Source organism: Sphaerisporangium sp. NPDC049002 (assembly GCF_040649355.1).
GTDB lineage: Bacteria > Actinomycetota > Actinomycetes > Streptosporangiales > Streptosporangiaceae > Sphaerisporangium.
Genome location: NZ_JBEZFH010000027.1, coordinates 1 through 12,748 on the forward strand (window position 1 = coordinate 1; position 12,748 = coordinate 12,748).

Annotated in this window: 11 protein-coding genes; 9 read left to right on the plus strand and 2 right to left on the minus strand. The window is 72.0% G+C overall.

Annotated elements, in window-relative coordinates:
* Nucleotides 1-750 (minus strand): biotin/lipoyl-binding protein (locus tag AB0B89_RS08685; protein WP_358550086.1); only part of this gene is annotated, 750 nt, incomplete at its 3' end.
* 203 nt (nucleotides 751-953) lie between these two features.
* On the opposite strand from AB0B89_RS08685, the gene AB0B89_RS08690 reads away from it, so the two are divergent.
* From AB0B89_RS08690 to AB0B89_RS08730, 9 genes are all read left to right on the plus strand, one after another.
* A complete protein-coding gene (locus tag AB0B89_RS08690) occupies nucleotides 954-2,120 on the plus strand; it encodes an efflux RND transporter periplasmic adaptor subunit (RefSeq protein WP_358550088.1) in 1,167 nt (388 codons plus the stop codon).
* 89 nt (nucleotides 2,121-2,209) lie between these two features.
* Nucleotides 2,210-2,920, plus strand: coding sequence for an ABC transporter ATP-binding protein (locus AB0B89_RS08695; protein ID WP_358550090.1), 711 nt, complete (start codon nucleotides 2,210-2,212; stop codon nucleotides 2,918-2,920).
* Between the two features lie 80 nt (nucleotides 2,921-3,000).
* Nucleotides 3,001-4,281, plus strand: a complete 1,281-nt coding sequence (locus AB0B89_RS08700; RefSeq protein WP_358550092.1) for an ABC transporter permease — start codon at nucleotides 3,001-3,003, stop codon at nucleotides 4,279-4,281.
* Nucleotides 4,282-4,309: 28 nt separating this feature from the next.
* Nucleotides 4,310-4,957 (plus strand): hypothetical protein, encoded by a 648-nt coding sequence (locus AB0B89_RS08705; protein ID WP_358550094.1) that lies wholly within the window; start codon nucleotides 4,310-4,312, stop codon nucleotides 4,955-4,957.
* 66 nt (nucleotides 4,958-5,023) lie between these two features.
* Nucleotides 5,024-5,713 (plus strand): response regulator transcription factor, encoded by a 690-nt coding sequence (locus AB0B89_RS08710; protein ID WP_358550096.1) that lies wholly within the window; start codon nucleotides 5,024-5,026, stop codon nucleotides 5,711-5,713.
* Between the two features lie 97 nt (nucleotides 5,714-5,810).
* Nucleotides 5,811-7,289 (plus strand): HAMP domain-containing sensor histidine kinase, encoded by a 1,479-nt coding sequence (locus AB0B89_RS08715; protein WP_358550098.1) that lies wholly within the window; start codon nucleotides 5,811-5,813, stop codon nucleotides 7,287-7,289.
* Nucleotides 7,290-7,699: 410 nt separating this feature from the next.
* A complete protein-coding gene (locus AB0B89_RS08720) occupies nucleotides 7,700-7,975 on the plus strand; it encodes a hypothetical protein (RefSeq protein WP_358550100.1) in 276 nt (91 codons plus the stop codon).
* Between the two features lie 156 nt (nucleotides 7,976-8,131).
* The gene (locus AB0B89_RS08725) at nucleotides 8,132-9,886 is read left to right on the plus strand and encodes an ABC transporter (RefSeq protein ID WP_358550102.1); all 1,755 of its coding nucleotides are present in this window, start codon (nucleotides 8,132-8,134) and stop codon (nucleotides 9,884-9,886) included.
* Nucleotides 9,883-11,598 (plus strand): GTPase, encoded by a 1,716-nt coding sequence (locus tag AB0B89_RS08730; protein ID WP_358550104.1) that lies wholly within the window; start codon nucleotides 9,883-9,885, stop codon nucleotides 11,596-11,598. Before AB0B89_RS08725 ends, AB0B89_RS08730 begins: the two co-directional genes overlap by 4 nt.
* A gap of 54 nt (nucleotides 11,599-11,652) precedes the next feature.
* On the opposite strand, the gene AB0B89_RS08735 is transcribed toward AB0B89_RS08730, so the two are convergent.
* Nucleotides 11,653-12,747: an SPFH domain-containing protein gene (locus AB0B89_RS08735; RefSeq protein WP_358550106.1), complete on the minus strand. Its 1,095-nt coding sequence runs from the start codon at nucleotides 12,745-12,747 to the stop codon at nucleotides 11,653-11,655.
* Between the last annotated feature and the right edge of the window lies 1 nt (nucleotide 12,748).

Below are 12,748 nucleotides of genomic sequence, written 5' to 3' on the forward strand. Positions count from 1 at the left end.
GGTGGGGGTGGGGCTGGGGGTCGGGGTGGGCGTGGGCGAGTCCGCCGGGGCCTCGGGCTGCGCTGACGCGGGGTCGGCGATGGCCGGTGGCCGGTCACCGGTGATGGAGACCTCCGCCGCCGCCAGCACGACCGCATGCGGCGTGATGGTGAAGCCTACCGACGGCTCAGGTGCCGTGGGCGTGGGCGTTGCGCCGGGGCTCCCCGAGGACGAGGGCCTTGGGCTGCCGGAGGCCGTGGGCGGACACGACGGCTGGGCGGACGGGCCGGTGGACGGCTGGGTTGTGGGGCGGGTGGCCGGGGCGGTTCCGCCTGTGGTGCCTGAGCCGGAGAATCCTGAGCCGGCGGTGCCTGAGCCGGAGCCGGTGGTCTGGGCCTCTTCGAGTTTGTCGAGCGTTTCCTGGGCTGCGGCCAGCGAGGCTTTGGCGGCCGTGTAGTCCTCGCGCGCGATCGTGTCGTCGATCCGCGCCAGAACCTGGCCCTTCTTCACCTTCTGCCCCACCGCCACGTACACCTTCTCGACCGTGCCGGAGGCGCCGAAGGCCAGGTCGCGGATGTTGGCGTCCACGGTGTTCCCCGCGGCGGAGACGCCGCTCACGACCGTGCCCCGCTTGGCCGACGCGAGCTCGATCTGCGTCCCCGAGGAGGCGTCTCCGCCGCCGAGATAGATCAGTCCCGCGCTCACCAGGACGATCCCCGCGAGCGCGAGTCCTCCAACTCGTACGGCGGCCGGCGGAGTGCTCGATCTCATGCGGGCCATCCTGGTCAGCCGACGTCACTCCCAGCTCAGCCCGGCCTGAGAGTTTCCTGTGGATCCGTGGCCGGAAGGGGCCGTGGAGCCGGGAACCCGGAGACTTGCCCCCAGCGGCCCCCGGCTCCACGGCCCGGCGTTGTCAGGAAACCTTCAGGGACGACGGAGGTTCACCCAAGCGGAGTGGGCCAGGCTCAGGGGTCGTGAAGCTGTCGACGAAGCGCAGAGCGCTGATCGTGAACGGTGCCCTCGGGGTGCTGTTGCTGGGCGGTGCGGGCATCGCCTACGCATCCTTGAACGGGGGATCGTCCGGAGGGGCGGCGCCGCTGATCACGCGCGTCACCCGGGGCACCGTCCTGTCGTCGGTGTCGGCCTCCGGCTCTGTGGAGAGCGGCAAAACCAGGTCGCTGGGCTTCAGCACCAGCGGCACGGTCGAGAAGATCTACGTCGAGGCCGGTGACAAGGTGTCCAAGGGCCAGATCCTGGCCCGGATCGACGACACGGCCGCGCAGGAGAGCCTGGACGCGGCGGCGGCGAGCCTCGACGCGGCCGACGACGCCGACACGACCACGGCTTCCGGTTACTCGCAGTACATCCAGGCCAGGAACTCCTACCGGGACGCCAAGCGGACGGTCGCGGGAACAGTGATCAAGGCCCCGTTCGCGGGCACGGTCACCGCCGTGAACGGCACGGTCGGCGGCTCCTCGTCGGGGTCTGGAGCGTCGAACTCCAGCGCTTCGAGCGGCTCGGGGTCCTCCGGCGGCAGCGGCGGCAGCGGGGCCGGGGCGTCCGGCGCCTCGTCCGGCTCCGGTTCCTCCGGCGGCTTCATCGACATCGCCGACACCAAGCGCCTCCAGGTCGTGGGCGACTTCACCGAGTCCGACGTGACCAAGCTGAAGGTCGGCCAGCCCGCGACCGTGACCTTCGACGCGTTGCCCGGGGTCACGGCGTCCGGCAAGGTCACGCTGATCGACCCGGTGGCCCAGACCAGCAACAACGTGGTGCAGTACTCCGCGACGATCTCGCTGAGCGACGTGCCGAAGACGGTGAGGCTGGGCCAGACGACCAGCGTCCAGGTCGTCGTCGCCAAGGCCGACGACGTGCTGACGGTCCCCACCTCGGCGATCACGACCGCCGGCGGCCAGAACACGGTCACCGTCCTGGAGAACGGGAAGCAGGTCACCAAGCGGGTCGAGATCGGCGTCAAGGGCGACTCGACCACCGAGATCACGTCCGGGCTCAACGAGGGTGACCAGGTGGTGCGCGCCACGACCGGCACGGGCGGCAACCTGCAGGGCGGCTTCCCCGGTGGGGGCTTCCCGGGTGGCGGTGGCATCCGCCTCGGCGGCGCCGGCGGGGGCGTACGGTGACCCCCTGGGACGGCGGAGACCGGACCGATCGGCCCGGGGCGGGTGGATCCGCGCTGAGGGACGCCGGCCGTCGGGCTCCCGTCCTGGACGTGCGCGAGGTCAGCAAGATCTACGGCACCGGGGACGCCACGGTGCACGCGCTGCGCGGCGTCTCGCTCACGGTCGACGGGGGCGACTTTCTGGCGATCATGGGCGCCTCAGGCTCCGGCAAGTCGACGCTGATGAACATCCTCGGATGCCTGGACGTGCCGAGCACCGGCAGCTACCTGGTGGACGGCACAGACGTGGGATCGCTCGACGATCGTCAACTGGCCGTCCTGCGCAACAGGAAGATCGGCTTCGTGTTCCAGTCGTTCAACCTGATCCCGCGCATGAGCGCACTGGCGAACGTCGAGCTGCCGCTGGCGTACGGAGGGGTGGGCGCGGGAACGCGCCGCCGGCGGGCGCTCGCCGCGCTTGACCAGGTGGGGCTCGCAGACCGGACCAGCCACGATCCGAACGAGCTCTCGGGCGGTCAGCAGCAGCGGGTCGCCGTCGCCCGCGCGCTGGTCACCGCGCCGTCGTTGCTCCTGGCCGACGAGCCGACCGGAAACCTCGACACCAAGTCCACGGCCGACGTGCTGCGGATCCTCGACCGGCTGAACGCCGCCGGGCGGACGATCGTCCTGATCACCCACGAGGACGACGTCGCGAGCCACGCGAAGCGGATCGTCCGCCTGGTCGACGGCCTGATCGTCGAAGACCGCCGCCAGGCACCCGTGGACGGCCCCCCGCCGAGGCTGCCGAGGGTGACCCCGTGAAGCCGAGCGTGACCCCATGAACAGGTGGCCCCATCAACAGCCGGGCACGGAACGCCTCGGCGAGGAGCGGTGAGCGATCGATGAACGCCTTGGAGGTCCTGCGGTTCGCCGTACGCGGCCTGACGGCCAACAAGATGCGCAGCGCCCTCACCACGCTGGGCATCCTGATCGGCGTGGCGGCGGTGATCCTGCTGGTAGCGGTGGGTGAGGGCACGTCGCAGTCGATCCAGCAGAACATCCAACGCCTCGGATCCAACACGCTGACCGTGATGCAGTCCTTCACAGGCGGTGGCGGTGGCGGGCGCGGTGGCGGCGGCGGAGGGTTCGGCGGTGGTGGCGGAGCCCAGCAGCAGGGCGGCACCGGCCCGCGTACCCAGGCCAAGCAGTTGACCCTCGACGACGCCCGCGCCATGGCCGACCCGACCGGGGCGCCCTCGGTGAAGAGCGTGTCCCCGGTGGTCACCGCCTCCTCGCAGACGGCGACGTACGAGGGGGCGAGCCACGCCATCTCGCAGCTCGTGGGGACCTACCCCAGCTACTTCGAGGCGTCGAACAAGCCGGTGGCCAAGGGCTCGTACTTCGTCAACGACGACGTGCTCGCCGCCAGGAAGATCGTCGTGATCGGCCAGACGGTGGCGGACGACCTGTTCGGGACCGTCGACCCGCTCGGCAAGCAGATCAACATCACGGGTGTGCCGTTCACCGTGGTCGGCGTGCTGAAGGAGGCGGGCTCGTCCGGCTTCCAGGACGCCGACGACGTCGCGATCGCGCCGCTGCCCGCCGTGCAGCAGAGCCTGACCGGGTTTGGCTCACTCGGGCAGATCGTGGTGCAGGCCAAGAGCGCGACGGCGGTGGACGCGGCCCAGTCGGAGATCACCGAGATCCTCGACCAGCGCCACGGCATCACCGGCACCGCCACGGCCGACTACCGGATACTCAACCAGGCCGCCCTCCAGGAGACGGTCAGCGCGGCGGTCGGCACCTTCACGGTGCTGCTCGGCGCCGTCGCCGCGATCAGCCTGCTCGTCGGCGGCATCGGCATCACCAACATCATGCTCGTGACCGTCACCGAGCGGACGCGGGAGATCGGCATCCGCAAGGCCATCGGAGCCCCCCGGGGCGCCATCCTTGGCCAGTTCCTCGCCGAGGCCACGATGCTCAGCCTGGTCGGCGGCCTGCTGGGCGTGGCCATCGGAGTGATCGGCAGCAGGTTCACGATCGCCGGTGTCCAACCGGTCATCGTGCCCACCTCGATCGTGCTCGCCCTCGGCGTCTCGGTCGCGATCGGGCTGTTCTTCGGCAGCTATCCGGCGAACCGGGCCGCGAAGCTGCGCCCCATCGAGGCACTGCGGCACGAGTGACATACGGCTACCGCACCAAGGAGTAATGATGAGTACGAGCAGGCGCAAGTCGTACGCGGCGGACGAGCCCGTGACGGCGCAGGAGCTGCTGGAGGACTCGCCGTTCGAGGGCGACCTCGACGCCGAGCTCGCCGTGCGGCCCGAGGGGCGCCGGATGTCCACCCTCACCCTGGTTCTCGGCGCGGGGGTGCTGCTCGTGGCGGGCATGCTCGCGGGGATCCAGGCGCAGAAGGCGTGGGGCTCCGCCACGGGCGGCCGGCAGGCCGCCGTGCAGGCGCTCCTCAGCGGCAACGGCGGGCAGCAGCGCACGGGCGGGGCCAGGACCGGTTACCTCGGCCAAGGTGGACAGGGCTCCGGCCAGGGCGGCCAAGGCGGCCAGGGCGCGGGCGGCGGCCAGGGACAGGGCGCGTTCGGCAATGTGACCGTCGGCACGATCAAGCTCGTGGACGGCGGCAAGATCTACCTGCAGACCCCGGACGGGGGGATCGTCACCGTCAGGACCTCGGGCGACACCAAGGTCCAGGTCACCAAGGAAGGCAAGGTCAAGGACCTGAAGCCCGGCAGCACGGTGATCGTCCAGGGCGAGCGGGGCGGCGACGGCACCGTCAGCGCCACCTCGGTGAACCAGGGCGGCGCCACGGGCGCCTTCGGCGGCAGGGGCGGAGGCGGTGGCTGATGTCCCGGAGAGAGCCGGAGCCGGAGGAACCACGGGGCCAGGCGGTACGGCGAGCGGAGACATGTTGTGCAGGGTGAGGCGAAACTACTTGTCGTCGACGACGAGCCGAACATCCGCGAGTTGCTGTCGGCCACTCTCCGGTACGCCGGTTTCGACGTCCTGACTGCGGCGGACGGGCGCGAGGCGGTGCAGGTGGCCGAGCGGGTACGGCCCGACCTGGTCGTGCTCGACGTGATGCTGCCCGACATGGACGGCTTCACGGTGGCGAACCGGCTCCGTTCGGCAGGGAGGCGCACTCCGGTGCTGTTCCTCACCGCCCGCGACGAGACCGAGCACAAGCTCACCGGGCTCGGCCTGGGCGACGACTACGTGACCAAGCCGTTCAGCCTGGAGGAGGTGCTCGCGCGGATCCGGGCCGTGCTCCGCCGTACCCGGGCGGACCTCAACCTGCCGTCGCGGCTCCAGGTGGCGGACCTGGAACTTGACGAGGAGGGCCACCAGGTCTGGCGCGCGGGCGAGCGGGTGAAGCTGTCGCCCACCGAGTACAAGCTGCTGCACTACTTCATGGTCAACGCCGGCAGGGTGCTGTCGAAGGCGCAGATCCTCGACCACGTCTGGAACTACGACTTCGGCGGCGACAGGAACGTGGTCGAGTCGTACGTCTCGTACCTGCGGCGCAAGGTCGACACCGTGGAACCCCGGCTAATCCACACGCTCCGGGGGGTGGGCTACGTACTACGCGCACCACGGCAATGATCTACCCGGCGACCCGGCGACCCGGCGACCCGGCGACCCGGCGACCCGGCGACCCGGCGACCCGGCGACCCGGCGATGAGCCGGCGATGAGCCGGTGATGAGTCCCAGGCCCGTCCGGGAGCTGAAGCGGCGCCTGGCCCGGTCACCCCTGTGGCTGCGCCTGGTCGTGGGAACGCTGCTCCTGGTCACGCTCGCGATCGCCCTGACCGGCGGGTTCGCCGTACAGCTGCTCCGCGGCTACCTCGTCGACCGGGTCGACAAGCAGCTGGAACTGGCGAGCCGCCCGCGGCGTGACATCTACATCCCTCCCGCGCTGAAGTCGCTGGACATACCCCGGCCTCAGCGGCAGTTCGGGCTGTTCTACATGGCCATGCTCGGATCCGACGGCACCGTCGAGCGTACGCTCCAGGAGAACCCGGGCGTCGACCCGCCCAAGCTCCCCCCTCTCACGCTGGACAAGGTGCGAGGCGCGACGCCCCACCCGTTCACCGTGGGATCGGAGTCCGGCATGAGCTGGCGGATGATCGCCGTGGCCGACGGCACCCGCATCCGCGTGATCGCGGTCCGGATGGACGACATCGACGCCACCGTCACCCGGCTCGCGGTCATCGTGGCGAGCGTGGGCGGCGGCGTGCTGGTCCTGCTGGGCTTCGCCTGCCACTGGCTCGTACGGCGGAGCCTTCGCCCCCTCGTCGAGATCGAACGGACGGCCGGCGCCATCGCCGGTGGCGACCTGTCGCGCCGGGTGCCGCTGCGGCACCGCCGTACCGAGATGGGCCGGCTCGGAAGGGCGATCAACGGCATGCTCGCGCAGATCGAGGCCGCGTTCAGGGACCGCGAGGCCTCGGAGATCGCGGCGCGCAAGTCCGCCTTCCAGGCGCGCCGCTCCGAGGACCGGATGCGCAGGTTCGTCGCCGACGCGTCCCACGAACTGCGGACGCCGCTCACCTCCATCAGGGGGTTCGCCGAGCTCTACCGCCACGAGGTCCCCGACCTCGATGAGGCGGCCCGGCTCCTGCGGAGGATCGAGGACGAGGCCACCCGCATGGGCATCCTCGTCGACGACCTGCTGCTGCTCGCCCGGCTCGACCAGCAGCGCCCCCTCGAATGCCGGCCGGTCGACGTCCTCAGCCTGGCCGCCGGAGCCGTACTGGACGCGCAGACGCTCGCCCCGGACCGCGAGATCGACCTGGTGCGGCTGGACGACTCCGAGGACCCGGTGATCGTGAGGGGCGACGAGGCCAGGCTCTACCAGGTGATCGCCAACCTGGTGGGCAACGTCCTGCGGCACACCCCGGCGGGTACGGCATTCCGGGTGGGCGTCGGGGACGTCGAGGGGAACGTGGTCGTCGAGGTGGCGGACGAGGGCCCGGGGCTGCCTGCCACCGAGGTCGAGCGCGTCTTCGAGCGCTTCTACCGGGCCGACCCCTCACGCACGCGGAGCGGCGCGGGGGGCACCGGCCTCGGCCTGTCGATCGCCGCCGCCCTGGTGCAGGCCCACGGGGGCGTGATCACCGTGGACAGCGAACCCGGCCAGGGAGCGACCTTCCGCGTCACCATCCCGTCCGACGCCTGACGCCTGACGCCTGACGCCTGACGGCTGACGGCTGATGTTTGACAGGTGAATTTCAGCTTCGTCGCATCTGGCGCTGAGTTTGGAGGCTTGTCATGGATATCGCCAAAGTCCCTCGGTTCCCCGATGGAGTCCACCCTGTGATCGCGTTGCCCCGTGTTCTCGGCGTCGCCGCTGTGGCCGCCGTCCTGCTGACCTCCGGGTGCGGCGGAGATTCCACCGCCACGGCCGGTGCCCAGGCTTCGCCCAGTGGGTCCGGTGACCAGCGTGCGGCTTTCACCGAGTGCATGCGCAAGAACGGTGTGGAAATGCCAACTGGCCGCCCTGGTGCGGCACCCACGGCTCGGCCAAGTGGTACCCCGTCAGCTCGGCCGAGCGGACGACCGGGGGGCTTTGGCACCATGTCACCTGAGATGCGGAAGGCCTTCGAGGCGTGCCGCTCGCTGATGCCGCAGGGCGGCTACGGGCAGGGGCGCGGCCCGAGGGGCGGCATGGACGACTCCGCGCTCCAGGCGTTCCGCTCGTGCATGAAGGACAACGGAGCCGAACTCCCGGAGAACAGCGGCATGCGGCAGCTGAAGACGAGCGACCCCGCCATCGCCAAGGCCCTGGAGAAGTGCCGCCCGCTCCTTCCCACCGGCCGACCCGGGCAGCCCGGAGACCAGCCCACCGCGCAGCCGACCGCCTGACCCGAACCGGACCCCGGCCTCACCGCCTGGTTCGAGTAGCGGCGAACGGTCGCATCCGCCTTTTCAGGCGCGGGGACCTCGTCCGGAACGGGTTTCCGAGCCGCCCACTTCCACCGGCCGCGGATACCTCGGCTCCCTGGGGGCATGACGGGTCTTATGGCGGGGAACAATGGCCTGCTCGTGGCCCTTACGACCCTGCGACGTCAGCTAGATCACGATCTGTTCCCCCTCGCGATCGGTGACGTCGCTTCGCACCGTCGTGCCCTCAAGGAGCTCAGAGGGCAGCTCGACGACTACCTCCTGCCGCGCGTCGCGGCCATGGACGCTCCGCTGCTGGCCGTCGTCGGAGGCTCGACGGGGGCGGGTAAGTCCACGCTGGTCAACTCCCTGGCCAGCGCGGACGTCACCGAGCCCGGAGTGCTGCGCCCGACGACGCTCGCCCCCACGCTCGTCGCCAACCCGGCCGACGAGGTGTGGTTCACCCGGCAGAACGTCCTTCCCGGCCTGGCCAGGACGACCGGGCGCGGTCGCGGCGAGCCGGGGACCCTGCGGATCGTCACGGCCACCACCCTGCCTCCGGGGCTCGCCCTGCTGGACGCCCCCGACATCGACTCCGTCGTCACGGCCAACCGCGAGATCGCGGCGCAGCTCCTCGCGGCGGCCGACCTCTGGCTGTTCGTCACCACGGCCTCCCGCTACGCCGACGAGGTCCCGTGGGGTTTCCTGCGCAGCGCCCGCGAGCGGAGCACGGCCCTCGCGGTGGTCCTCGACCGGGTGCCGCCGGAGGCGCTGGAGCCTGTTAGCGCGCACCTGCACCGCCTGCTCGACGCCAACGGCCTCGCCGGGACGCCCCTGTTCAGCGTGCCTGAGGTGGTGCTTCCCGAGGAGAACGCCCGCCTGCCCGAGGAGGCCGTACGGGGCGTGCGCGACTGGCTGGCCGCCATCGCGGCGGACGCCCAGGCGCGGGCGCAGGTCGTGCGCAGGACCCTATCTGGAGCGCTGGAGAGCGTCACCCTCCGGGTGCCGGCGCTCGCGGACGAGGCCGACCGGCAGCGGGCCGGGCTCGCCGACCTGCGCGTCACCGTCGAGTCGGCCTACGGGGCCGCCATGGCGACCTTCGACGACGGAATACGCGACGGCTCGCTGCTGCGCGGCGAGGTGCTGACCCGCTGGCAGGACTTCATCGGCACCGGTGATTTCATGCGCACGCTGGAGTCGCGCATCGGCTGGCTGCGCGAACGCATCGTCTCGGCGTTCACCGGGCGGCCCGCTCCCGACACCCAGCTCAGGGTGGCCCTGGAGACCGGGGTCGAGGCGCTGATCCGATCCTCGGCCGACGCCGCCGCCGAGCGCACGCTGGAGGCCTGGTCCGGCATGCCGGCGGGCCGCGACGTCATCGAGCGGGCCGGCGCGGTCTCGGCGGGGCGGCTCGGCCGCGCGTCCGCGACCCTTCCCGAACGCGCCTCATCGGCCGTCCGGGCCTGGCAGGGGTACGTGCTCGACCTGGTCGCCAAGGAAGGGGCCGAGAAGCGCACCACCGCCAGGCTGGCCTCCTTCAGCGTGAACGGCGCCGGCCTGCTGCTCATGCTGATGGTCTTCTCCGCCACCGGGGGGCTCACCGGCATCGAGGTCGGCATCGCGGGAGGCACGAGCGTGCTGAGCCAGAAGCTCCTGGAGGCGGTCTTCGGCGACCAGGCCGTACGGACGCTCACCCAGGCGGCCCGCGAGGATCTCCGGCAACGGGTGCGCGAAGTGCTCGACGCGGAGGCGTCCCGGTTCACCTCGCTGCTCGAAGGCGTCGGACCTCCCGAGGACATGTCAGCCTCTCTCAGGCAGGCGGCGCGGACCGTACGGGACCACCGGGGTGAGATCGACGCCCCCGCCGTGGAAGCCGGGGTGGACGGGCAGTGAAGGTGCTGCGGCGGTCGGGCGCGGTGTCGCTGGACGACAGGCTCACCGCGCTGGCGGAGGCGGCGGACCTCGCCGAGGGCCGCCTCGACGAGGGGGCGGTCGCGGAGGTCCGCGCGGTGGTCGCCCGCGCGGGGGCGCGGCGGAGCCTGTCGGTCGACCACACGGTCGTGGCGCTCGCCGGGGCGACGGGCAGCGGGAAGTCGTCGCTGTTCAACGCGCTGTCGGGCACCACGCTCGCCGGGGTCGGGGTCACCCGGCCGACGACCTCGACGGCTCAGGCGGCGATGTGGGACCCCGAGGGGGCGGGGCCGCTTCTCGATTGGCTGGAGATCCCGCGCCGCCACATCGTCGACGGCGTCGACGGTTCGCTCTCCGGGCTGATCCTGCTGGACCTGCCTGACCACGACTCCATCGAGCTGGCCCATCGCCTGGAGGTCGACCGCCTGGTAGCCGTGGTCGACCTGCTGGTGTGGGTGCTCGACCCGCAGAAGTACGCCGACGCGGCCGTCCACGAGCGGTATCTGCGTGCCCTCGGCAGACACCAGGACGTCATGTTGGTCGTGCTGAACCAGACCGACCGCCTCACCCCGGCGGCGGCCGACCGCTGCGTGGGCGACCTGCGGCGGCTGCTGGACGAGGACGGGCTTTCCGGCGTGCCCGTCGTCGCCACCTCCGTGCCCAAGGACGTGGGGGTCGCCGACCTGCGCGCGACGCTGGCCAAGCGCGTCGCCGACCGGCGCGCATGGGCCGCGCGGCTCGCGGCGGACGCCGGCACGGCCGCCGACGTGCTCGCGGCGGCGTCGTCGGGCGGCCCGGCCGACGAGCCGTCCGCATCGGGGAGCCGCGCGGTGCCGTCCACGGTCGAGCTGGAGAAGCGGGCCCGTGCCGCCGGGGAGGCGCTGTCGGACGAGCTGGCCAGACCGCTGACGGCCGCGCTCGCGGAGGCGGCGGGCGTACCGCTCGTGGTGGAGGCGGTCGCCAAGGCGCACAGGCACCGGTCGGTCGCGGCCACCGGCTGGCCGGTGACCCGGTGGCTGCGGCGCTTCCGGCCCGACCCGCTGCGCCGCCTGCGCCTCGGCGTCCCGCCCGCGGACCGGACGGCGTCCGAAGAGGGCACGTCGCTCCAGCCCGGCGGCGCGGGGCGTACGTCCCTCCCGCCCGCGACGGCCGTCCAGCGGTCCCGGATGGGCACGGCGATCAGGGACGTCGGCTCCGCCGTCTCGGCCGGTCTGCCCGAGCCGTGGGCCGTGGCCGTACGACGCGCCGCGCGGTCGCGGGCGGACGACCTGGCCGAGAGCCTCGACCGCGCGGTGTCGGTGACGTCGGTGAGCAGCGGCAGGCGGCCCCGGTGGTGGCGGGCGGTCGGCCTGCTCCAGTGGCTGCTGTTCGCCACCCTGCTCGCCGGAGTGCTCTGGCTCTCGGGGCTGTTCCTGCTCGAATACCTCCGCTTCCCCGAGCTGCCGACGCCGACGCTCGGCGAGGTCCCCTGGCCCACCGTCCTGCTGGGTGGAGGGGCGCTGGCCGGGCTGCTCGTCGCCCTGTTGTCGCGGGCCGCGGCGGCCCTGGGCGCGAGGCGCAGGGCACGCAGGGCGCGGCGGGCGCTGTGGGCGAGCGTGGACACGGTGGGCAGGGAGATGGTGCTCGACCCGGTGCGGGACGAGCTGTCACGCGTACAGCGCTTCGCCGGCCTGCTCACCACCGGCCGAAGCTGACCTCAGGCTCCGGCGGCGGTCAGGCCCCGGCGGGTGGTCGGGCCCCAGCGGCGGTCAGGACTCGTCGGGGCGGGGCTCTCTCAGGGCCTCGGCGGTCTGGGGCCGCGCGTTTCCGAGCCCGGACAGCGGGTCGGGGACGGCGGTGCCGGGGCCGAGCCTGCGCGGGCCCGACTCCTCCGCGTCGGCGATCGCGTCCTCGGCGGCCTTGGCGGCGATGGCCGCCTCTTCCTTCGCCGAGCTGTGCGTCTCGACGACCTCGCGGGTGGCGGCGGACCGGGGCAGCGACTCGGTGAACGCCCGGGACACCCCTTGCAGCGCGGAGGTGACCTCGCTCGGGATGACCCAGAAGGTGTTGCCGGAGCCCTGGGCGAGCTGCGGGAGGACCTGGAGGTACTGGTAGGCGAGCAGCTGCGGGTCGGGGTCGTTGCGGTGGACCGCCTGGAACACCTCGTCGATGGCCTGCGACTGGCCCTCGGCCTTCAGGATCGCGGCGGTGCGGTCACCCTCGGCCCGGAGGATCGCGCTCTGCTTCTCGCCCTCGGCGGTGAGGATCTGCGACTGGCGGAAGCCCTCGGCGGTGAGGATCGCGGCGCGCTTGTCCCGCTCGGCGCGCATCTGCTTCTCCATCGCCTCCTTGATGCTCTTGGGCGGGTCGATGGCCTTGATCTCCACCCGGTTGACCCGGATGCCCCACTTGCCGGTGGCCTCGTCGAGCACCCCGCGCAACTGGCTGTTGATGGTGTCGCGGGAGGTCAGGGTCTTCTCCAGGTCCATGCCGCCGACGACGTTCCGGAGGGTCGTGACCGTGAGCTGTTCCACGCCCTGGATGAAGTTGGCGATCTCGTACGCCGCCGCGCGAGGGTCGGTGACCTGGAAGTACAGCACGGTGTCGATGTCGACGACGAGGTTGTCCTCGGTGATGACCGGCTGGGGCTTGAAGGACACCACCTGCTCGCGCAGGTCGATGAGCGGCTTCACGCGGTCGACCCACGGGATCAGGAAGTTCAGCCCGGGACCGAGCGTGCGGGAGTAGCGCCCGAGGCGCTCGACGTTTCCCGCCCGCGCCTGTGGGACGATCCGGATCGAGCGCAGGACGGTGAACACCACCAGCAGTGCGATCAGGATTCCGGCGATCAAAGCGGCGTCCATG